Source organism: Streptomyces sp. NBC_01723 (genome assembly GCF_036246005.1).
Classification (GTDB): Bacteria; Actinomycetota; Actinomycetes; order Streptomycetales; family Streptomycetaceae; genus Streptomyces.
The window spans coordinates 2411352-2432725 of the sequence record NZ_CP109171.1; the positions used below are offsets into that span (position 1 = coordinate 2411352).

The 21374-nt window shown below is 73.2% G+C and carries 21 protein-coding genes; 14 read left to right on the forward strand and 7 right to left on the reverse strand.

What is annotated here, in order from left to right; all coding sequences use genetic code 11:
• Positions 1-6: 6 nt before the first annotated feature.
• Together OIE75_RS11330 and OIE75_RS11335 are read left to right on the forward strand one after the other, a co-directional pair.
• Positions 7-477, forward strand: coding sequence for a GNAT family N-acetyltransferase (locus OIE75_RS11330; protein WP_307011779.1), 471 nt, complete (start codon positions 7-9; stop codon positions 475-477).
• Between the two features lie 19 nt (positions 478-496).
• The gene (locus OIE75_RS11335) at positions 497-1312 is read left to right on the forward strand and encodes a serine hydrolase domain-containing protein (RefSeq protein WP_122620317.1); all 816 of its coding nucleotides are present in this window, start codon (positions 497-499) and stop codon (positions 1310-1312) included.
• Here OIE75_RS11335 and OIE75_RS11340 read toward each other — a convergent pair.
• Entirely contained in the window at positions 1309-1962 is a 654-nt protein-coding gene (locus OIE75_RS11340; protein WP_329470622.1) for a pirin family protein, read from the reverse strand. The genes OIE75_RS11335 and OIE75_RS11340 overlap by 4 nt on opposite strands.
• Before the next feature lie 58 nt (positions 1963-2020).
• On the opposite strand from OIE75_RS11340, the gene fasR reads away from it, so the two are divergent.
• The 5 genes from fasR (at position 2021) to OIE75_RS11365 (ending at position 7052) form a co-directional block, all read left to right on the forward strand.
• Positions 2021-3226 (forward strand): fatty acid biosynthesis transcriptional regulator FasR, encoded by a 1206-nt coding sequence (gene fasR, locus OIE75_RS11345; RefSeq protein WP_125493410.1) that lies wholly within the window; start codon positions 2021-2023, stop codon positions 3224-3226.
• 89 nt (positions 3227-3315) lie between these two features.
• Positions 3316-4260, forward strand: coding sequence for an ACP S-malonyltransferase (locus OIE75_RS11350; RefSeq protein WP_307011784.1), 945 nt, complete (start codon positions 3316-3318; stop codon positions 4258-4260).
• A gap of 16 nt (positions 4261-4276) precedes the next feature.
• Complete coding sequence (locus OIE75_RS11355; protein WP_307011786.1) at positions 4277-5308, forward strand: ketoacyl-ACP synthase III; 1032 nt, start codon at positions 4277-4279, stop codon at positions 5306-5308.
• 102 nt (positions 5309-5410) lie between these two features.
• The gene (locus OIE75_RS11360) at positions 5411-5659 is read left to right on the forward strand and encodes an acyl carrier protein (protein ID WP_052842858.1); all 249 of its coding nucleotides are present in this window, start codon (positions 5411-5413) and stop codon (positions 5657-5659) included.
• Positions 5660-5759: 100 nt separating this feature from the next.
• Positions 5760-7052, forward strand: a complete 1293-nt coding sequence (locus OIE75_RS11365; RefSeq protein WP_307011789.1) for a beta-ketoacyl-[acyl-carrier-protein] synthase family protein — start codon at positions 5760-5762, stop codon at positions 7050-7052.
• Between the two features lie 142 nt (positions 7053-7194).
• Here the strand turns inward: OIE75_RS11365 and OIE75_RS11370 are convergent, their stop codons facing one another.
• On the reverse strand, positions 7195-7689 hold the full coding sequence (locus OIE75_RS11370) for a DUF3145 domain-containing protein (protein WP_122620312.1): 495 nt from the start codon (positions 7687-7689) through the stop codon (positions 7195-7197).
• 256 nt (positions 7690-7945) lie between these two features.
• Here OIE75_RS11370 and OIE75_RS11375 point away from each other — a divergent pair, with 256 nt between their 5' ends.
• Both OIE75_RS11375 and OIE75_RS11380 read left to right on the forward strand, forming a co-directional pair.
• On the forward strand, positions 7946-8869 hold the full coding sequence (locus OIE75_RS11375; protein WP_307011791.1) for an SGNH/GDSL hydrolase family protein: 924 nt from the start codon (positions 7946-7948) through the stop codon (positions 8867-8869).
• Positions 8870-8894: 25 nt separating this feature from the next.
• Positions 8895-9875, forward strand: coding sequence for an aldose epimerase family protein (locus OIE75_RS11380; protein WP_329470625.1), 981 nt, complete (start codon positions 8895-8897; stop codon positions 9873-9875).
• 90 nt (positions 9876-9965) lie between these two features.
• Here OIE75_RS11380 and OIE75_RS11385 read toward each other — a convergent pair whose 3' ends face one another.
• A complete protein-coding gene (locus OIE75_RS11385) occupies positions 9966-12395 on the reverse strand; it encodes a beta-glucosidase (RefSeq protein WP_329473967.1) in 2430 nt (809 codons plus the stop codon).
• A 220-nt stretch (positions 12396-12615) separates the two neighbouring features.
• Between OIE75_RS11385 and OIE75_RS11390 the strand changes: the two genes are divergently transcribed.
• Positions 12616-13908 (forward strand): pyroglutamyl peptidase, encoded by a 1293-nt coding sequence (locus tag OIE75_RS11390; RefSeq protein ID WP_329470627.1) that lies wholly within the window; start codon positions 12616-12618, stop codon positions 13906-13908.
• Here the strand turns inward: OIE75_RS11390 and OIE75_RS11395 are convergent.
• Positions 13880-14704, reverse strand: a complete 825-nt coding sequence (locus tag OIE75_RS11395; protein WP_329470629.1) for an EI24 domain-containing protein — start codon at positions 14702-14704, stop codon at positions 13880-13882. The genes OIE75_RS11390 and OIE75_RS11395 overlap by 29 nt on opposite strands.
• Before the next feature lie 150 nt (positions 14705-14854).
• Between OIE75_RS11395 and OIE75_RS11400 the strand changes: the two genes are divergently transcribed.
• Entirely contained in the window at positions 14855-16003 is a 1149-nt protein-coding gene (locus OIE75_RS11400) for a serine hydrolase domain-containing protein (protein WP_329470631.1), read from the forward strand.
• Positions 16004-16042: 39 nt separating this feature from the next.
• Here OIE75_RS11400 and OIE75_RS11405 read toward each other — a convergent pair whose 3' ends face one another.
• Both OIE75_RS11405 and OIE75_RS11410 read right to left on the reverse strand, forming a co-directional pair.
• Positions 16043-16462, reverse strand: coding sequence for an organic hydroperoxide resistance protein (locus tag OIE75_RS11405; RefSeq protein WP_122620306.1), 420 nt, complete (start codon positions 16460-16462; stop codon positions 16043-16045).
• Positions 16463-16554: 92 nt separating this feature from the next.
• Complete coding sequence (locus OIE75_RS11410) at positions 16555-17577, reverse strand: NADP-dependent oxidoreductase (RefSeq protein ID WP_329470633.1); 1023 nt, start codon at positions 17575-17577, stop codon at positions 16555-16557.
• Between the two features lie 98 nt (positions 17578-17675).
• On the opposite strand from OIE75_RS11410, the gene OIE75_RS11415 reads away from it, so the two are divergent.
• Positions 17676-18116 (forward strand): MarR family winged helix-turn-helix transcriptional regulator, encoded by a 441-nt coding sequence (locus tag OIE75_RS11415; RefSeq protein WP_064731734.1) that lies wholly within the window; start codon positions 17676-17678, stop codon positions 18114-18116.
• Between the two features lie 34 nt (positions 18117-18150).
• Here the strand turns inward: OIE75_RS11415 and OIE75_RS11420 are convergent, their stop codons facing one another.
• A complete protein-coding gene (locus OIE75_RS11420) occupies positions 18151-18861 on the reverse strand; it encodes an SCO2400 family protein (protein ID WP_329470634.1) in 711 nt (236 codons plus the stop codon).
• 213 nt (positions 18862-19074) lie between these two features.
• Between OIE75_RS11420 and OIE75_RS11425 the strand changes: the two genes are divergently transcribed.
• Positions 19075-20241: a mandelate racemase/muconate lactonizing enzyme family protein gene (locus OIE75_RS11425; RefSeq protein WP_125495250.1), complete on the forward strand. Its 1167-nt coding sequence runs from the start codon at positions 19075-19077 to the stop codon at positions 20239-20241.
• Positions 20238-21248, forward strand: coding sequence for a zinc-dependent alcohol dehydrogenase (locus OIE75_RS11430; protein WP_329470636.1), 1011 nt, complete (start codon positions 20238-20240; stop codon positions 21246-21248). The genes OIE75_RS11425 and OIE75_RS11430 overlap by 4 nt, the downstream gene beginning before the upstream one ends.
• Positions 21249-21374 lie beyond the last annotated feature (126 nt).

Consider the following 21374-nt stretch of genomic DNA (forward strand, 5'->3'; position numbering starts at 1 on the left):
GCGGGCATGAGTCCCGTACGCCGTGCCGCCGCCGAGGACGCGGAGGAAGTGCTCCGTCTGCGCCAAGTGATGATCGACTCGATGCACTCCGCGTCGCCCACCGACTGGCAGGCCGGTTCCCTGCCCGCCCTGCGGTCCCGGCTGGCGGACCCGGACGGGGAGTTCGCGGCGTTCGTCGTCGACCACCCGGACCGGCCCGGCGCGCTGGCGGCGCTGGTGGTGGGGACCCTGGAGTACCGGATCGGCGGGCCGGACCGGCCGCCCGGCGGACTGATCGGTTACGTGTTCAGCGTCGCGACCGACCCGGACGCCCGGCGCCGCGGCTACGCGCGCGCGTGCATGGACGAGCTGCTGGAGTGGTTCCGCGCGCGGGGCGCGGGCCACGTCATGCTCACCGCGTCCGAGGACGCCGAGCCGCTGTACGCGTCGATGGGCTTCACCCGGGACACCACCCCCTCGATGAGGCTGTACCTCTGAGCCGCTTAGGCTCGGTGGCATGTCCTTGAAGAGCCTCGCGTTGATCGAGAACTGGCCGGTCCCCACCGCCGCGGCGGGCGTCGTCCGGGCCGACGGCACGACCCTGGGCACCCACGGCCCGGTCGCGCACCGCTTCCCCCTCGCCTCGGTCACCAAGCCGCTCGCGGCCTACGCGGCGCTGGTGGCGTACGAGGAGGGCGCGATCGAGCTGGACGAGGCCGCGGGCCCGGCCGGGTCGACCGTCCGGCACCTGCTCGCCCACACCTCGGGGCTGGCCTTCGACGAGCACCGGGTGACCGCCCCGCCCGGCGAGCGCCGGCTCTACTCCAACGCCGGCTTCGAGCAGCTCGGCGACCACATCGCGAAGGCGGCGGACATGCCGTTCGCCGAGTACGCGCGGCAGGCGGTCCTTGAGCCGCTGGGCATGACGTCCACGGCCCTGGACGGCTCCCCGGCGAAGGACGGCGTCTCCACCGTCGAGGACCTGCTGCGCTTCGCCGCCGAGGTGCAGGCACCGCGGCTCCTCGACCCGCGCACGGTCGCCGAGGCGATGACGGTGCAGTACCCGGGCACGAAGGGCGTGCTGCCGGGCTACGGCCACCAGAACCCCAACGACTGGGGCCTCGGCTTCGAGATCCGGGACGGGAAGTCCCCCCACTGGACGGGCGCCTCGTCCTCCCCACGCACCTTCGGCCACTTCGGCCAGTCGGGCACCTTCCTGTGGATCGACCCGGACGCCGGCCTCGCCTGCGTCGCCCTGGCCGACCGCGCCTTCGGCCCCTGGGCGGCCGAGGCGTGGCCGCCCTTCACGGACGCGGTGCTCGCCGAGGTCTAAGCCATCTCCCACAGGAGCAGCTCGGCCGCCGTCACCGCCACCGCGTCCACCCCCTCGGCGTCCGTGATCCGCGCCGCGTCCCCCGGCCCCAGCTCCTGCCCGCCCAGCGTCACCTCGCCCCGCACCACGTGGACGTACACGTACGCCCCGTCCGGCACCGCCGTCCGCTCCCCCGCCCCCAGGCGGCGTACATGGAGCATGGCGGCGGCCTCGGGGACCGCGTACGGGGTGGAGTCGGCGATGCCGCGGACGATCTCGTAGGCGGGGTCGCCGCCGGGGTCGCGGGGGGCCAGCCACATCTGGACGAAGGTCAGGGGGACCGCGGCGTCGTTGCGTTCGACGTGGCGGACGCCGCCCGCGGAGCTGAGGCGCTGCACGTCCCCGGCGCGGACGACCGTCTCGTGGCCCGCGGAGTCCCGGTGGGTCAGCTCGCCCTCGACCACCCACGTGACGATCTCCGTGTGACTGTGCGGGTGCTCGTCGAAGCCGGCGCCGGGCGCCAGGCGCTCCTCGTTGCAGGCGATCAGCGCGCCGAAGCGGAGGTTGCCGGGGTCGTAGTGGGGGCCGAAGGAGAAGGCGTGGCGGGAGGCGATGCCCGCCGCCTCGTCACCCCCGGGATAGCGCTCGTCGGCGCGCCGTACGTCCGTCACGACGTCCACGGTAGACCCGGCGGCGCGTGCTCCCGTCCTGATAAGGCAGTCTTGTCCCGTGCCCGAACCCGAAACCAGCAAGCCCGAGCCCGCGGCGCACGCCGTCCATTCGCACACCGCGACGCTGAAGCGGCTGGAGCAGTCCGCCGGATCACTCGCCGCGCAGGCCATCGCGCGCATGGACGAGACACTGCCGTGGTACCGGGCGATGCCACCGGAGAACCGTTCCTGGATCGGGCTGGTCGCCCAGGCCGGCATCGCCGCCTTCACCGAGTGGTTCCGACGGCCGGACGCGCCCCAGGCCATCTCCACCGACGTGTTCGGCACCGCGCCGCGCGAGCTGACCCGCGCGATCACACTGCGGCAGACCGTGGAGATGGTGCGGACGACCATCGAGGTGATGGAGTCCGCCATCGACGAGGTCGCCGCGCCCGGCGACGAGTCGGTGCTGCGCGAGGCGCTGCTGGTCTACGCCCGGGAGATCGCCTTCGCGACCGCCCAGGTGTACGCGCAGGCCGCCGAGGCACGCGGTGCCTGGGACGCGCGTCTCGAGTCGCTGGTGGTCAACGCCGTGCTCAGCGGGGAGGCCGACGAGGGGGCGGTGTCCCGGGCCGCCGCCCTCGGCTGGAACTCGCCCGACCACGTCTGTGTCGTGCTCGGCACCGCGCCGGACGGCGACTCCGAGCTGACCGTCGAGGCCATCCGGCGCGCGGCCCGGCACGCCAAGCTCCAGGTGCTGACCGGGGTGCTCGGGGACCGGCTGGTGGTGATCGCCGGGGGCCGCGACGACCCGCTGGCGGTGGCCAAGTCGCTGATCGGGCCGTTCGCCCAGGGGGCGGTCGTGGCCGGTCCCGTGGTGCCGGACCTGCTGGCCGCGACGCGGTCCGCGCAGGCCGCCGCCGCCGGGCTCAAGGCCTGCACCGCCTGGCAGGACGCCCCGCGCCCGGTGCTGGCGGACGATCTGCTGCCGGAGCGCGCGATCGCCTCCGACCCTGCGGCCCGTGAGCAGTTGGTGGAGGAGATCTACAGACCGCTGGAGGAGGCCGGGGCCGCGCTGCTGGAGACGCTCAGCGTCTATCTGGAGCAGGCGAGCAGCCTGGAGGGCGCTGCCCGGATGCTCTTCGTTCACCCGAACACCGTGCGCTACCGGCTCCGACGTGTGACTGACGTCACCGGATGGTCACCCTCTGATGTACGGTCTGCGTTCACACTGCGGATCGCGCTCATCCTGGGGCGTCTGGCCGATGGAGATCCGCAACTCTAAGCTTTTGTGAGGGGTCCACAAAACCCCCCGCTGTTCTTCGTCCTTGTCCCCACGGGCGGTCCCGGCCGTCCTCAAGAGAGAGTGTGAGAGTGCTCGTACTCGTCGCTCCCGGCCAGGGCGCCCAGACGCCCGGCTTCCTGACTGACTGGCTCGCCCTCCCCGGCGCCGCCGACCGCGTCGCCGCGTGGTCCGACGCCATTGGACTCGATCTCGCCCACTACGGCACCAAGGCCGACGCGGACGAGATCCGGGACACGGCCGTCGCCCAGCCGCTGCTGGTCGCCGCCGGCCTGCTGTCCGCCGCGGCACTCGGTACGTATACATCTGCCGCTGACGCGGCGGGCGCCCCCGGCGCCGTCGCGGGCCACAGTGTCGGCGAGATCACCGCCGCCGCCTTCGCGGGTGTGCTCGACGACACCGCCGCGCTGACCCTCGTACGCCGCCGGGGCCTGGCCATGGCCGAGGCCGCCGCGGTCACCGAGACCGGCATGTCGGCGCTGCTCGGCGGCGACCCGGAGGTGAGCGTCGCGCACCTGGAGAAGCTCGGCCTGACCCCGGCGAACGTGAACGGCGCCGGTCAGATCGTGGCGGCCGGCACCATGGAGCAGCTGGCCGCGCTGAACGAGGACAAGCCCGAGGGTGTGCGCAAGGTCGTCCCGCTGAAGGTGGCCGGCGCCTTCCACACGCGCCACATGGCGCCCGCGGTGGACAAGCTCGCCGAGGCCGCGTCGGCGCTCACGCCGGCCGACCCGAAGGTGACCTACGTGTCCAACAAGGACGGGCAGGCCGTCGCCACCGGCGCCGAGGTGCTGGACCGCCTGGTCGGGCAGGTCGCCAACCCGGTCCGCTGGGACCTGTGCATGGAGACGTTCGGCAAGCTGGGCGTCACCGCGATCGTCGAGGTGTGCCCGGGCGGCACGCTGACCGGTCTCGCCAAGCGCGCGCTGCCGGGCGTGAAGACGCTGGCCCTGAAGACCCCCGCCGACCTCGACGCGGCCCGCGAGCTCGTCGCCGAGCACGCCCAGCAGGCCTGACAAGGAGCGCGACAGCATGTCGAAGATCAAGCCCAGCAAGGGCGCCCCGTACGCGCGCATCCTCGGGGTCGGCGGCTACCGTCCGACCCGGGTGGTGCCGAACGAGGTGATCCTCGAGACGATCGACTCGTCCGACGAGTGGATCCGCTCGCGCTCCGGCATCGAGACGCGGCACTGGGCCTCCCCCGAGGAGACCGTCGCGGCGATGTCGATCGAGGCGTCCGGCAAGGCCATCGCGGCCGCCGGGATCTCCGCCGACCAGATCGGCGCCGTGGTCGTCTCGACCGTCTCGCACTTCAGCCAGACCCCGGCCGTCGCCACCGAGATCGCCGACCGGCTCGGCACGGACAAGGCCGCCGCCTTCGACATCTCGGCGGGCTGCGCGGGCTTCGGCTACGGACTGACCCTCGCCAAGGGCATGGTCGTCGAGGGTTCGGCGGAGTACGTCCTGGTCATCGGCGTGGAGCGGCTCTCCGACCTGACCGACCTGGAGGACCGGGCCACGGCCTTCCTGTTCGGCGACGGGGCCGGCGCGGTCGTGGTCGGCCCGTCGCAGGAGCCGGAGATCGGCCCGACGGTCTGGGGCTCGGAGGGCGACAAGTCCGAGACCATCAAGCAGACGATCCCGTGGGACCGCTTCCGGATCGGCGACGTCTCCGAGCTGCCCCTCGACTCCGAGGGCAACGTCAAGTTTCCTGCGATCACGCAGGAGGGCCAGGCGGTGTTCCGCTGGGCCGTGTTCGAGATGGCGAAGGTCGCGCAGCAGGCGCTGGACGCGGCCGGGATCAGCCCGGACGACCTCGACGTCTTCATCCCGCACCAGGCCAACGTGCGGATCATCGACTCGATGGTGAAGACACTGAAGCTGCCGGAGCACGTCACGGTCGCCCGTGACATCCGCACCACCGGCAACACCTCGGCCGCCTCGATCCCGCTCGCGATGGAGCGGCTCCTGGCGACCGGCGAGGCCAAGAGCGGCGACACCGCGCTCGTCATCGGCTTCGGGGCGGGTCTCGTGTACGCCGCCACGGTCGTTACCCTCCCCTAGGCACTCCGTGCCGGATCACGCGGTCCGGAACGGAGAGCAGCAACACTCGCCGCGACGCGGCGGGCCGCCACACCCTCTGGAAACCAAAGAAGGAGCGCCACCATGGCCGCCACTCAGGAAGAGATCGTCGCCGGTCTCGCGGAGATCGTGAACGAGATCGCCGGCATCCCGGTTGAGGACGTCCAGCTGGACAAGTCCTTCACCGACGACCTGGACGTCGACTCGCTGTCCATGGTCGAGGTCGTCGTCGCCGCCGAAGAGCGCTTCGACGTCAAGATCCCGGACGAGGACGTCAAGAACCTCAAGACGGTCGGCGACGCGACCAAGTACATCCTCGACCACCAGGCCTGACCCGCCGATACTCGGGCATGTCCCGAGTATCCGGGCAGACTGCCCCGCCACCCGGCGGTGGCGCCGTACGAATCCGTATCCCGTTGGAGAAAGAATTCCCGTGAGCTCGACCAATCGCACCGTGGTCGTCACCGGTATCGGCGCAACCACACCGCTGGGTGGCGACGCAGCCTCGACCTGGGAGGGTCTGGTCGCCGGCAGGTCCGGCGTCAAGCCCCTGGAGCAGGAGTGGGCCGCCGACCAGGCGGTCCGTATCGCCGCGCCGGTCGCCGTGGAACCCTCCGAGGTCATCCCGCGGCCGCAGGCCCGCCGTCTGGACCGTTCGGCGCAGTTCGCGCTGATCGCGGCCCAGGAGGCCTGGAAGGACGCCGGCTACACCGGCAAGGCCGGCGAGAGCGCGCCGGACGCCGAGAGCGGGGCCCATGTCGACCCCGACCGGCTCGGTGCGGTCATCGCCTCCGGCATCGGCGGCGTGACGACCCTGCTCGACCAGTACGACGTGCTCAAGGAGAAGGGCGTCCGCCGCGTCTCCCCGCACACCGTCCCCATGCTGATGCCGAACGGCCCGTCGGCCAACGTGGGTCTGGCCGTGGGCGCCCGCGCGGGCGTGCACACGCCGGTCTCCGCCTGCGCGTCGGGCGCCGAGGCCATCGGCTACGCCATCGAGATGATCCGCACCGGCCGGGCGGACGTCGTCGTCGCGGGCGGCACGGAGGCGGCGATCCACCCGCTGCCCATCGCCGCGTTCGGCAACATGATGGCGATGTCCAAGAACAACGACGACCCGCAGGGCGCCTCGCGCCCCTTCGACACGGGCCGCGACGGCTTCGTCCTCGGTGAGGGCGCCGGCGTCCTCGTCCTGGAGTCCGCCGAGCACGCCGCCGCGCGCGGTGCCCGCGTCTACGCGGAGGCCGTCGGGCAGGGCATCTCCGCCGACGCCCACGACATCGTGCAGCCGGAGCCCGAGGGCCGGGGCATCTCCAACGCCCTCCAGAACCTGCTGGACCGCACCGACCTGAACCCGGCGGAGATCGTGCACGTCAACGCGCACGCCACCTCGACGCCGGCCGGTGACATCGCCGAGCTGAAGGCGCTGCGCAAGGTCCTCGGCGACGACGTGGACCACATGGCGGTCTCCGGCACCAAGTCGATGACCGGTCACCTCCTCGGTGGCGCGGGCGGCGTGGAGTCCGTCGCGACGGTGCTCGCCCTGTACCACCGGGTCGCGCCGCCGACCATCAACGTCGAGAACCTCGACCCCGAGGCCGAGGCCAACGCGGACATCGTGCGCGGCGAGGCCCGCAAGCTGCCCGTCGAGGGCCGGATCGCCGCGCTGAACGACTCGTTCGGGTTCGGCGGGCACAACGTCGTCCTGGCGTTCCGTTCGGTCTGATCGGCGTCGCTGAGCGATCTGATGGCCCGAGCCCCGGTGGGGGTTCGGGCCATCGCCGTTCGTGGTGCGGTGGTTTGCCCAGTGCGGCGGTGCGTCGTGGCTGGTCGCGCAGTTCCTCGCGCCCCTTGCGGGGCGCGTCTCTCTACACGACCTGGTGCAGCCAGCGGACCGGGGCGCCTTCGCCCGCGTGGCGGAAGGTCTCCAGTTCGTCGTCCCAGGGCTTGCCGAGGAGTCTCGCGATGTCGGACTCCAGGTCGGTCTCGCCGCGCTGGGAGCGGACCAGCGCGGCGCGCAGCCGGTCCTCGGGGATCAGGATGTCGCCGTGGATGCCGGTGACGGCGTGGAAGATGCCGAGGTCGGGGGTGCAGCTGTAGCGCTCGCCCTCGGCGCCCGCGGACGGTTCCGCGGTGACCTCGAAGCGCAGCAGCTGCCAGCCGCGCAGCGCGGAGGCGAGCTTGGAGGCGGTGCCCGCCTGGCCCTGCCAGGAGAACTCGGAGCGCCAGGTGCCGGGCGCCGCGGGCTGCCGGATCCAGTCCAGGCCGACGCGCGTGCCGAGCACCCCGGCGACGGCCCACTCGACGTGCGGGCAGAGCGCGCGCGGCGCGGAGTGCACGTACAGGACTCCACGTGTCGTCACCGGAACCTCCGGGCTGAGCGGGACATCTCGGAACGGGCGGACGGCCGTGACCGGGCGGGTCACGTTCAGGGCGAGGCTACCGTGCGACGGGGCATGGAGTGTGACGTACCGTCGGTCCCGGTGCCGACGAAGCCGCGCCATTCACCCGGCAGGACGCTTGTACGGGTGTGAGGCGTCGCATCACCGCCCCGGGAACCCCCGGCGGGGTGTCATGGGTTGAGGACACTGGAGGCACGAGGCGAGGGGTGGGACGCGTATGGGCCAGGGGACGGACCAGGTGGAGGTACGGCCGGCGCGCCGCGGCCGGCGCCGGACGCGTGCCGCGCTCGCCGTCCTGACCGCCGCCGTGCTGGGCGTGGCGGGCTGCGACGCCGTGGGCGGTGACTCCCCCGCCCCGTCCGGCAGCGCGTCGAAGCGTCCGAAGCCCACCCCGGTCTGGGACCGCAGCCCGGACTCGGTCGCCGCGGTGGGCGACTCCATCACGCGCGGCTTCGACGCCTGCTCGGTGCTGTCGGACTGCCCCGACGTGTCCTGGGCGACCGGCTCCAGCGCCGAGGTCGACAGTCTGGCCGTACGGCTGCTGGGGAAGGCGGAGGCGGCCGGGCGGAGCTGGAACTACGCGGTCACCGGGTCCCGGATGGCCGACCTGACCGGGCAGGTGACCCGGGCGGCGGCGCGCAAGCCCGAGCTGGTCGCGGTGATGGTGGGGGCCAACGACGCCTGCCGGGCGACGACCTCGGCGATGACCCCGGTGGCCGACTTCCGGGACCAGTTCGAGGAGGCCATGGGCACCCTGCGCCGCGAGCTGCCGAAGGCGCAGGTGTACGTGGCGAGCATCCCGGACCTGAAGCGGCTGTGGTCCCAGGGGCGCACCAACCCGCTGGGCAAGCAGGTGTGGAAGCTGGGCCTGTGCCCGTCGATGCTGGCCGACGCGGACTCCCTCGACTCGGCGGCGACCCTGCGGCGGAACACCGTGCGGGACCGGGTGACGGACTACAACGAGGTGCTGCGGGAGGTCTGCGCGAAGGACCGGCGCTGCCGCACCGACAGCGGCGCGGTGCACGCGTACCACTTCGGCACGGACCAGCTGAGCCACTGGGACTGGTTCCACCCCAGCGTGGACGGCCAGGCCAGGCTGGCCGAGATCGCGTACCGGGCGGTCACCGCTGAGCGGCCCTGACCTGGGCGTGTCCTAGAGTTCGCACATGAACGAACTCTTCGGCACACTTTCCGACGGCACGCCGGTACACCGCTGGACCCTGGAGCGGGCCGGCGTACGGGTCCGGGTGCTGTCGTACGGCGGGATCGTCCAGTCGGTGGAGGTCCCGGACCGGGACGGGAACACCGCGGGCGTGGTGCTGGGGTTCGCGGACCTGGACGGCTATGTGCGCCATCCGGAGCCGTACTTCGGCGCGCTCGTCGGCCGGTACGCCAACCGGATCGCGGGCGGCCGTTTCCCGCTGGACGGGCGGTCTTACACACTGGCGCGGAACAACGGGCCGAACTCGCTGCACGGCGGTGAGCGGGGCTTCGACAAGCGGGTGTGGGACGTGGAGCCGGCCGGGGACGACGGGCACGGCATCCGGCTGAGCCTGGTCAGCCCGGACGGCGAGGAGGGCTACCCGGGCCGGGTGGCGATCTCGGTGACGTACACGCTGGACGAGCCGGGGGCGCTGCGGATCGACTACGAGGCGGTCACCGACGCGCCGACGGTGCTGAATCCGACCAACCACAGCTACTTCAACCTCGGCGGCTCCGGGCACGCGGGCGGCCACGAGCTGTGGCTGGCGGCCTCCCGGATGACGCCGGTCGACGCGGGTCTGATCCCGGTGGGCGAACCGGCGGACGTGACGGGCACGCGGTTCGACTTCCGGCGGGCGCGCAAGGTCGGTTCGGGCTACGACCACAACTTCTGCCTGGACAAGGGTGTGACGGAGGCCGCCGAGGAGGTCGCGGAGCTGTACGACCCGGCGTCGGGGCGGGTGCTGACGGTGGCGACGACCGAGCCGGGTCTCCAGGTGTACACCGCCGACCAGCTGGGCGAGCCGCACGCGCCCGGTGACGGCATCGCCCTGGAGACGCAGCACTTCCCGGACTCCCCGAACCGGCCGGACTTCCCGGGCACGGTGCTGCGGCCGGGCAAGGTGTTCCGCTCGCGGACGGTGTACGGGTTCTCGGCGCGGTAGCGGGCCGAGTGGGTCCGGCGAGCCCCGGCCCGGCCGTCAGGTCCCGGGCCGGGGCTGTTCGCGGGGGAAGGCCCTCGCGGGCGTCCCGGTTCAGACGGTAATCGCCGATGTGATCCGGCGGTCGGCGATCGAGCGTCCGATGCCGAGTTCGTACGAACCCTTCACAAACGCCCACGAGCCGGTCGCCTCGTCCCAGACCTCGAAGGCGCGGCGCGGCAGGTCGACGCTGACCTCGGCCGGCTCGCCGGGCCCGGCCTCCGCCCGGGCGAATCCGGCGAGGACGCGTGCGGGGCGGGCGGGGTCGGGTTCGACGGGGGCGAGGTAGACCTGGACGACCTCGCGGCCGGGGCGGTCGCCGGTGTTGCGCAGGCGGACCGTGACGGTGGTGCCGTCGACGTGGGCCGACTCGTAGGTCCACTCGGTGTAGCCGAGGCCGTGGCCGAAGGGGTACGCCGGGGTGCGGGCGGCCCGGTCCCAGGCGCGGTAGCCGATGAACAGGTCCTCCTCGTAGGGGAGTTCGCCGTCGGCCGGGGTGACCCGGGTGACCGGGGCGTCGGCGAGGTCGCCCCAGGTGGTGGGCAGCCGGCCGCCGGGCTCGTGGGCGCCGGTCAGGACGTCCGCGAGGGCCGCGCCGCCCTCCTGGCCGGGGAACCAGCCGAGCAGCACGGCGGCGACGTCCTCGCGCCAGGGCAGTTCCACCGGGGAGCCGGAGTTGACGACGACGACCGTGTGCGGGTTGGCGGCGGCGACCGCGCGGACCAGGTCGTCCTGGCGGCCGGGGAGCCGCAGGTCGGTGCGGTCGAAGCCCTCGGACTCGACCCGCTCGGTGGTGGCGACGACGACCACGGCGGTCTCGGCGGTGGCCGCGGCGCGGGCCGCCTCGGCGATCAGCTCGTCCGGGTCCCGGCGGGGCCCGGCGTGCGCGAGGGCGAAGGTGACGACTTTCATCCGGTCGCCGTCGGGGAGGTCGACGACGTACCGGAGGGACACCTCGACGGGTGTGCCCGCGGTGAGCCGGACCTCGGCGCGGGGTTCGGGGGCGCCGAAGAAGGACAGGAACGGGTCGTCCTTGGCGGGGCGCTGGACGTCGTCGTAGTACGTGGTGCCGTCGACGGTGAGGGTGAAGTGGCCCAGGCCCTTGATGCCGAAGGTGTGCGGGCCGGTCTCGTCCGGGGTGAAGGTGCCGGTCAGCTCGACGGTGTGCAGCCGGTCGTGGGTGACGCCCTCGGGGAGGTCGGACCCCATCCACTGAATGTGCCCGCTCGGGGCCGATCCGGTGCCGGTGACCTCGCCGTCTGCGTCCCGGCAGACGGCGCGCAGCGCGAAGCCCCGGCCCGCGGGGGCGAGTTCGGTGTTCGGGTCGGCGCCGACGGAGTAGCTCAGGCCCCCGTCGGGGAGGGCCGCGGTGAGGCCGTCGAGCGGGGAGACGACGTGGGCGGGGAAGACGGTCGCGGAGCCGCCGCCGAGGACGCGGGCGTCGCGGGCGGCGGCTCCGGACAGGGCGACGGTGCCGGGCCGCAGGGGCAGTGCGGGGCCCGTGCCGCCGACGGGCTCGTTGCGGACCAGGACGAACGAGCGGCGGGCGATCTCGCGGGCGAGGGCCCTGCCGTCGACGGCGGCGGGCGGGTCGGTGACGGCCGGTTCGGCGCCGTCGAGGGCCCCGACGCGGGCGGCGAGCCGCAGCACGTTGCGCACCGCCGCGTCGACCTCGGCCTCCGTCACCTCGCCGTCGCGCACCGCCCGCGCGAGCGCCGGCCCGTAGACGGTCCTCGGGCCCGGCATGGCCACGTCGAGGCCGCCCCTCAGGGCGCCGGTGGTGGAGCGGGCGGCCTGCCAGTCGGAGACGTTGAAGCCGTCGAAGCCCCACGCGCCGCGCAGCACCTCCTGGACCAGGTGGTGGTGCTCGGTCATCGTCAGGCCGTTGACCGAGTTGTAGGCGGTCATGACGCCCCAGGGGCGGGCGTCCGCGACGATGGCCTCGAAGGGGGCCAGGTACAGCTCGTGCAGGGCGCGTTCGGAGACCAGGTTGTTCACGGTGAAGCGGTCGGTCTCGGCGTCGTTGGCGACGAAGTGCTTGACGGTGGTGCCGACGCCGCCGGACTGCACGCCGGTGACGTAGCCGGTGCCGATCCGCCCGGTCAGGTACGGGTCCTCGCTGTACGCCTCGAAGTGCCGGCCGCCGAGCGGTGAGCGGTGCAGGTTGACGGTGGGGGCGAGCAGCACGTGGACGCCCTTGCGGCGGGCCTCCTGGGCGAGGAGCACGCCGGCCCGGTGGGCGAGGCCGGGGTCCCAGGAGGCGGCGAGCGCGGTCGGCGAGGGCAGGGCGACGGACGGGTCGTCGGCGGTCCAGCGGACGCCGCGCACGCCGACCGGGCCGTCGGACATCACGAGGGATCTCAGGCCGATCTCGGGCAGTGCGGGCAGGCTCCACATGTCCTGCCCGGACAGGAGCCGGGTCTTCGCGTCCAGGCCGAGTGCGGCGAGCGCCGCCTCGACCACGCCCTCGCGGGCCGTGTCCATGGCTCCCTCTGTGCGCCGTACGTCCCGATCGTCCTGTGCGTCCGCCACCGCGGAGACCTCCTCGTCGACTCCGTGAACGTCCGGATCCTTCCTCGCCGGGCCGCGTTCGAACCGGGACCGCACGCCGACGGCCACCGTGCCGTAGCGCGAGTCCCTCCCGTCACGCGATACTTCGGCCGTCCGCAGCGCACCCCACGGCGACGGAAGGACCTGGACTCCCTTGACTGCCCTACGTGTTCGGATCGGCGTACTCGGACTGGCCCTGGTGGCGGGGCTCGCGGCCCCGGGGGCGGCCATGGCGGCACCTCCGGGGGTCACCGCCGCCTCCCCCGCTCCCACGGTCGAGGAGCGGCGGCTCGACGGGGACGTGCCCCGGGAGATCCTGCGCGGCTCCGGATTCGACGCCGTGGCACCGGCGTTCGCGCGCGGGCTCGGGCGGGCGGACTCCTACCGCGAGGCCCGGCGCCTGGTCGAGCGGGAGGGCTCCGCGCTGTGGCGGCGGGCCGTGGACCGGGCGCAGGGGCGCGGCCCGTCGCACGGGGCCATCAGCCGCGACGACGACCGGCCGCTGTACTGGGCGCGGCTCTCGATGACCCGTGAACTGCGTACCTGGGAGCCCCGGTTCGGGCTCGGTGAGCGGCAGCGGGACGCGCTGCTCGACGCGTTGGAGCGCACCTCGCGCGGGCAGTCCGACATCCGCCTGCCGCAGCGGCACGACGGCGACCGGGGCAAGGGCGCGAAGCGCGTCCTGCTCACCGGCTTCGACCCCTTCACCCTGGACCGCGACATCCGCATCTCCAACCCGTCCGGCGCCGCCGCGCTCGCCCTGGACGGCACGGTGATCGACACCCCGGACGGGCCCGCGCGAGTGGAGACGGCCGTGTTCCCGGTGCGCTGGCGGGACTTCGCGGAGGGGACCGTGGAACGGACGCTGCGGCCGTATCTGCCGGGGGTGGACCTGTTCACCACGGTGAGCCAGGGCCGGGTCGGGAAGTTCGACGTGGAGCGGACCAACGGGGCCTGGCGGGGCGGCTTCCCCGACAACGAGAACGTGTCCCGCACGGAGACGGTGCCCGTCGCCGACCCGGCCTCGCAGCCGCAGTGGACGACGACCACGCTGCCGTACGCGGCGATCACGGCGGCGGAGACCGGCCGCTTCCCGGTGTACGACAACACGAGCGTGACCGAGATCCCGGCGGGCTCCACCCAGGCCGTCGTACGGCCGGACGGTCCCACGCCGGGTTCCACGGCCCGGGAGGGCGGCGGCGGGAACTACCTGTCCAACGAGATCGCCTACCGGGCGACGCTGCTGCGGGACCGGCTCGGGCTGCGCGGCACGCTGCCGGGCGGGCACGTCCATACGCCGGTGCTCCAGTTCGGGGCCGGTAACACCGATCCGGCGACGGGGACGGTCACCGATCCCGAGTTCGTACGCAACCGGCTGGACATCGTGGCGCAGGTACGGGCGATCGTGGCCGTGGCGGTCAGTGCGCCGGAGCCGGACCGGGGCTGACCGCCGGGTCGGCCGGGCCGCCGCCGGAGCGGTCGTCGCGGCCGTCGCGGATCTCCTCGCCCAGCAGTTCGCGGGCGAGGAGCGTGGCGCCGGCGACCGCGCCCGGCATCAGGAACACGGCGACGAAGGGCACCAGGAAGGACACGGCCAGCGGGGTGCCGAAGCCCCAGACCAGCGTCTTGCGCGAGCGCAGCAGGGCGAGGCGTTCGCGCAGCTCGATCCCGCGACGCTGGAGGGCGACGGAGGTCAGCTCCTCGGTGAGGAAGAAGCCGGTCACGAAGAGGCCGACCACCGGGACCACCGTCTGCCCGACGAACGGGATGAAGCCGAGGGCGAAGAGCAGCACGCCCCAGAGGGCGGCGCGGACGAGGATCCGCAGGCTGTCGCGGCCGGAGAGCCACACCTCGCGCCAGAGCGGCAGGTCGGACTCGGGGGCGGTGCCGTCCGGGGAGACGTCGCGGTCGACGCGCTCGGACAGGGCCTCGTAGAAGGGCTGCCCGATCAACAGGGTGACCGCGGTGAAGGTGAGGACGGCCAGCAGCAGGGCGAGGGCGAACAGGACGACGGTCAGGAAGCCGCGGAAGAGCCCGAGCCAGGGGCTCGACCAGTCGTCGGCGAAGGGGGTCGTCCAGGCGACGAAGTCCGTGCCCCACAGCGCGAGCGCGACCAGCGCGGCCGCGTACAGGACCAGTGTGATCAGGCCCGGGACGAGCCCGAAGCCGTAGCTCTTGCCGTGCCGGGCCACCCAGCGCTGGCCCTTCAGGAGATGGCCGAATCCCGCCCCAAGATCGCGCATGGGCGGAACTCTACCGGTCGGCGCCGCCACCGCCGCGCCCCGATTGAGTCGAACCCGCTCGTCCCGCCGTACCGATCGGTGGAAGTCCGGTGGACGTACCGACCGGTGGCGGGCCGCGGGCGGGCCCGGCGAGTGGGTGAGGAGAAGCGGATGACGCAGGAGATCCACGGCACCGTCGCCGACGGCTTCGAACGGGTGCGTGAGGAGTTCACGGCCGTCGTGACCGGAGAACCGGCGGACCACGAGAGCCAGTTGTGCGTGTACGTGCACGGGCGCCGGGTCGTCGACCTGTGGACCGGCGACGGAGCGGGGGCGGGTTCGCTGTACGGGGTGCACACCGCCACCCTGGGCGCCGCGCACCTGGTGGCCGCCCTGCTGGTCCAGGAGGGCACGCTGGAGCTGGACCGCAGGGTGACCTACTACTGGCCGGAGTTCGCGGCCGAGGGCAAGGGTTCACTGACCCTGCGGGACCTGCTGGCGCACCGGGCGGGGGTGATCGGCACGGACACCGGGTTCAGCACCGCCGAACTGGCCGACGACCGGGTGATCGCGGAGCGCCTCGCGGACCAGCGTCCGTACTGGCGGCCCGGCACGGCCTTCGGATCCCACGCGCTGGTGCTCGGGGCGCTCGCGGGCGAGGTGGTGCGCCGGGCCACGGGCCACACGCTGCAGGAGGTCTACGAGGACCGGGTCCGCGCCCCGCACCACCTGGACTTCCACCTGGGTCTGCCGGCGGGGCTCGACCACCGCTTCCGCGCCGCGCGGCCGATGGTCCTCACGCCGGTGCAGCGGGCCGGGGCCGCGTGCCCGGACGGTCCGCGTTCCCTCGCGGCGATCGCGTTCAACCGGAACGCGGCGCACCGCACCTGCCTGGAGACCCTGCCCAACGAGCCCGCGGTCCGTGCCGGGGGCCCCGCGTCCGTGGGCGGGGTGGCCTCGGCGCGCGGTCTCGCGGGGCTGTACGCGGCGGCGATCGGGGAGGTGGAGGGGAGGGCGCCGCTGCTGAAGCCGGACACGCTGGCGGAGTTCGGCCAGTTCCACTCGGTGGGCTACGACCTGGTGACCCGGACGCACGGGTCGTACGGCATCGGCTTCGAGGCGACGGCGGACCTCTGGCACCCGTTCCTGGGCGCCGGGACGATCGGGCACGGCGGTGCGGGCGGCAGCCAGGGCTTCGCGGACCCGTCGGGCGGCCTGGCCTACGGGTACACCCGGCGCCGTTCCGCCTGTCCGGGCGGGGCGGCGCCGGAGAACCAGCGGCTGGTGGCGGCGGTGCACGCGGCGGCGTCGGCCTGCTGAGCGCCGCTCCCGCCGCCGCGTACCCGGGGCCGTCCCCGGTCAGACGAGCGTCACGGTGATGTTGCCGCGCGTCGCCTTCGAGTAGGGGCACACCTGGTGGGCCTTCTCCACCAGGGACCGCGCGGTGGCGGCGTCCACCGCCGGGATCTCGGCGGAGATCTCGACGATGATGCCGAACCCGTCGTCGTTCTTGCCGATGCCGACCTTGGCGGTGACGGTCGAACCGGAGATGTCGGCGCCCTCCTGGCGGGCGACGACGCCGAGCGCGCCCTGGAAGCAGGCGCTGTACCCGGCGGCGAACAGCTGCTCGGGGTTGGTGCCGGCGCCGTTGCCACCCATCTCCTTGGGCGGGTTCACGACCAGGTCGAGCTTGCCGTCATCGGTGGCCACCCGTCCGTCGCGGCCGTTCTCGGCGGTGGCGACGGCGGTGTAGAGGACCTCGGACTGCTGGATGGGCATGCGGTGTCTTCCTCCTCGGTCCGCCGTGACTCGCGCCCACGACCACGACGGATTTCGGAATGACGCTACCGCATGCCGGAAGAGTCGTGAAGTCAGAGCTTGACGATCATCTTCCCGGTGTTGTCGCCGCGCAGGACGCCGAGGAACGCCTCCAGGTTGTTCTCGATGCCCTCGACGACCGTCTCGCGGTACTTCAGGGCGCCGGAGGCCACCCAGGGGCCGACCTCCTCGACGAACTTCGGCTGGAGGTCGTAGTGGTCGCCGACCAGGAAGCCCTCGATGCGGCCGCGGGTCTGGATCAGGCGGGCGAGGTTCTTCGGGCCGGGGGCGGGCTCGGTGTTGTTGTAGACGGAGATCGCGCCGCAGATGGCGATGCGGCCGTTCAGGTTGAGGGAGCCGATGGCCGCCTCCAGGTGGTCGCCGCCGACGTTGTCGAAGTAGACGTCGATGCCGTCGGGGGCGGCGGCGCGCAGCTGCTCGCCGACCGGGGCGTCCTTGTAGTTGAACGCCGCGTCGAAGCCGTACTCGTCGACGAGCAGCCGGACCTTCTCGTCCGAGCCGGCCGAGCCGATGACCCGGGCGGCGCCCTTGAGCTTCGCGAGCTGCCCCACCTGGCTGCCGACGGCACCGGCCGCGCCGGAGACGAAGACCGTGTCGCCCTCCTTGAAGGCGGCGGTGCGCAGCAGGCCGGCGTAGGCGGTGAGGCCGGTCATGCCGAGTACGCCGAGGTACGTCGACAGGGGCGCGGCGTCCGGGTCGACCTTGACGGCGCTCTTCGCGTTCACGGCGGCGTACTCCCGCCAGCCGAGGAAGTGCAGGACGTGGTCGCCGACGGCGAAGCCCTCGGCGTTGGAGGCGACGACCTCGCCGACCGCGCCGCCCTGCATGGCCTTGCCCAGCTCGTAGGGGGCCGCGTAGGACTTGGCGGCGCTCATCCGGCCGCGCATGTAGGGGTCGACGGAGACGTACAGGTTGCGCACCAGGACCTGGCCCTCACCCGGGGTGGGGACGTCGGTCTCCACCAGCGCGAAGTCCTCGGGCTTGGGCCAGCCGACCGGGCGGGTGACCAGGTGCCATTCGCGGTTGACGGCGGGGAGGGAGGGGGAGTCGGTCATGGGGGCGCCTTTCGTCGTTGGCCGAAATGCTTCAGGCTATGAAACAACCATGCGGCTGAACATTTCACCTTGTCAAACAAATGGGTACCCTGGATCGCATGGCCACACCACGCGACACCACGCGCCGACCCGACGCACTCACCCTCGAAGTCGTCGAGCTGATCGGAGAGGTCGTGGCCCGCTTCCACGCCGACTACGAGGAGGCGGCCGCCGAGCGTGCGCTGACCGGGGCGCAGGCCAAGCTGCTCAGCCTGCTGTCACTGGAGCCGCTGCCGATGCGGAAGCTGGCGCAGAAACTGAAGTGCGAGCCGTCGAACGTCACCGGGATCGTGGACCGGCTGGAGGCGCGGGGCCTGGTCGAGCGGCGCCCCGACCCCGCCGACCGGCGCGTGAAGGTCGCGGCGGCGACGGAGGAGGGCCGACGGGTGGCACGGGGGCTGCGGGACTCCCTGCGGTTCGCGCGGGAGCCGCTGGCGGGGCTGTCGGAGGGGGAGCGGGTGGCACTGCGGGACGCGTTGCGGAGGATGCTCCAGGACTGAACCGGCGCCGCCGCATGCCCGCTCGGGAGGGGGCCTACGTGCACCACCACAGGAAGCGGTCGCACGTCTCCGTGGGGGTCGGGGTCGGCTCGTCCGGTGGTGTGGGGGTGGTGGTCGCGGATGGGTCGTCGGGCTGGGGGGACGACGGGGCCGGGTCCTGGTCGCGGGTCGGGGTGCCGGCCTGGGCCGGGGGGCGGGACGCGGTGGGGGTGCCGGATTCCGGGGGTGTGCCGGAGGCGTCCGCGTCGGGGGACTTCGACGGGGACGCCGATGCCGAGGTGGAGGCGTCGGGGGACGGGGTGCCCGAGGCGGTGGCCCGGTCCGAGATCGCGTCGGCCGGGAGTGCCGAGCCCTCCCCCGCCTCCTTGGTCGCCTCGCCGTCCGGTGACTCTCCCCCGGCGGCGGCCGGGCGGGGTGGTGAGTGCGGGGCGTCCGTGCCGAGTTCGGCGAGGCTCAGTCCGCCGGCCGCCAGGACGAAGCCCGCGGTGACGAACAGGGTCCGGCGGCGACGCCGGCGGTGCGCGGCGGCCTTGCGGTCGCGGCGGCTGGAGCGGGCGCCGGGCGAGGCGTCGTCCGGGGCCTCGTCGGCCGCGTCCGCGTCATCGGTGGGCCGGGGCGGCGAGGGGAGCGCCCCGGTCGCCGTCAGGGGCGGCTCGGCGGCGCGGAGTTGTTCGACGGGCGTACCGCACCCGGGGCAGGCGAGGGCGCCGTTGAGGTGCCGTCGGCACGGGTGGCAGTAGTCCATGACGCGGGAAGGTTAAGTTCCGGGGCGGCCGTGTTCCTAGAGGCGGCTGTGAAGGTTGTGTGGGGAATGGTCCGGACCTCGCCGCCGGACCTGTCGAAACTGCCGAAACCGTTATGTGTGCGACCCATTGACACTCCGACCCCCCCGTCCTTACTGTCACGCCAGCATTTCGAACGAGTGACGAAATATCGAACAGAGCGAGGGGCAGCCGCCGTGCGCATCACCGGAATCAGCACACACGTGGTCGGGACGCCGTGGCGGAACCTGACCTACGTCCAGGTGCACACCGACGAAGGCGTCACCGGCGTCGGCGAGACCCGGATGCTGGGGCACACCGACGCACTCGTCGGCTACCTGCGGGAGGCCGAGGCCAACCACATCCTCGGCTCCGACCCGTTCGCCGTCGAGGACTTGGTGCGCCGCATGAAGTACGGCGACTACGGTCGCGCCGGCGAGATCGTGATGTCCGGCATCGCCGTCGTCGAGATGGCCTGCTGGGACATCAAGGGCAAGGCTCTCGGGGTCCCCGTCTGGCAGTTGCTGGGCGGCAAGGTGACCGACAAGGTCAAGGCGTACGCCAACGGGTGGTACACGACCGAGCGGACGCCGGAGGCGTACCACAAGGCCGCGCAGGGGGTCATGGAGCGCGGGTACCGGGCGCTGAAGATCGACCCGTTCGGCACCGGGCACTTCGAACTGGACCAGCAGCAGACGAACTACGCCGTGTCGCTGATCGAGGCCGTGCGGGACGCCATCGGACCCGACGCCGAGCTGATGCTGGAGATGCACGGCCGGTTCTCGCCCTCCACCGCCGTCCGGCTCGCCCGCGAACTCGCGCCGTTCAAGCCGGCCTGGCTGGAGGAGCCGGTCCCGCCGGAGAACCTCAAGGCGCTGCGGAAGGTCGCCGAGAAGGTGGACATCCCCGTCGCCACCGGTGAGCGCATCCACGACCGGATCGAGTTCCGCGAGCTGTTCGAGGACCAGTCGGTGGACGTCATCCAGCCCGACGTCGGCCACATCGGCGGCATCTGGGAGACCCGGAAGCTGGCCGCCACCGCCGAGACGCACTACACGCTCGTCGCCCCGCACAACGTCGGCGGCTCCGTCCTCACCGCCGCCTCCCTCCAGGTCGGCTTCACCTCACCGAACTTCAAGATCCTGGAGCACTTCAACGACTTCGCGGACGCGGAGATCAAGAAGGTGGTGAAGGGCGCCCCGCAGGTGGACCCGGAGGACGGGTGCTTCCACCTGTCCGACGCGCCCGGCCTCGGCGTCGAGCTGGACACCGACGCGGCGGCCGAGTTCCCCCAGCAGCAGGCCCGGTTCGACCTGTGGGCCGAGGGCTGGGAGCAGCGCAAGCCCAAGGGGACGCAGGGATGAGCGGCGCGGTGGCGGTCGTCGTCGAGGCGCCGGGAGCGCACCGGCTGGTGCCGCACGAGCCCGCCGAACCCGGCCCCGGCGAGGCGCTGGTGCGAGTGCACGCCGTCGGGATCTGCGGCAGCGACCGCGAGGTCTACCAGGGCAACCGGCCCGAGGGGTACGTGCGTTACCCGCTCATCCCCGGCCACGAGTGGTCCGGGACCGTGGAGCGGACCGGCGCCGGGGTGCCCGCGTCGCTGGCCGGCCGGAAGGTGGTGGGCGAGGGGTTCCGCAACTGCCAGGTGTGCGACCGCTGTCACGCGGGCGAGACGACGCTGTGCACGGCGGGGTACGAGGAGACGGGGTTCACCCGGCCGGGCGCGATGGCGCCCACGCTGACCCTGCCCGCGCGGCTGCTGCACGTACTGCCCGACGACGCCGACCTCACCGCCGCCGCGCTGCTGGAGCCCGCGGCCTGCGTCGCCGCCGCCGCGCTGAAGGCCGGCGCCCGGCCCGGCGAGCGGGTCGCCGTCGTCGGCACCGGCACGCTCGGCATGTTCGCCGTGCAGTTCCTGCGCGCCGCCTCCCCCGCCGAGCTGCTGGTCGTCGGCACGCGCGGCGACCGGGAGGCACTGTCACGGCGGTTCGGCGCGAGCGACTTCCGCACCAGGGACCGCCCGCTCCCGGACGACTTCGACCTCGTGATCGAGACCGCCGGGTCGGCGGACGCCGCCCGCACGGCCGCCGCGCTGCTGCGCAGGGGCGGGCGGCTGGTGCTGACCGGCATCCCGGCGCCGGGCGCCGACGGCCTCGACCCGACCGACCTGGTGGTGCGGCAACTGGAGGTGCAGACGGTCTTCGGCGCGCCGCCGGACGCCTGGGCGCACACGGTGCGGGTCTTCGCGGCCGGCCTGCTCGATCCGCTGCCGCTGGTGACACACGAACTGCCGCTCGACGGGTTCCCGGAGGCCATCGAGCTGGTGGGGTCCGGTGATCCGAAGGTCGGCAAGGTGCTGCTGAGGCCATGACCGCGTCCCCCGGCTCCGGCTCCTGAGCCGTACGCCGGTGCGGGGGCGACCTGACGGCCTCCGTACCGGCGTACACCCACCGGACCGCCCCGCTCGCGCCCTGAGCCGCGAACTTCGTCCGACATA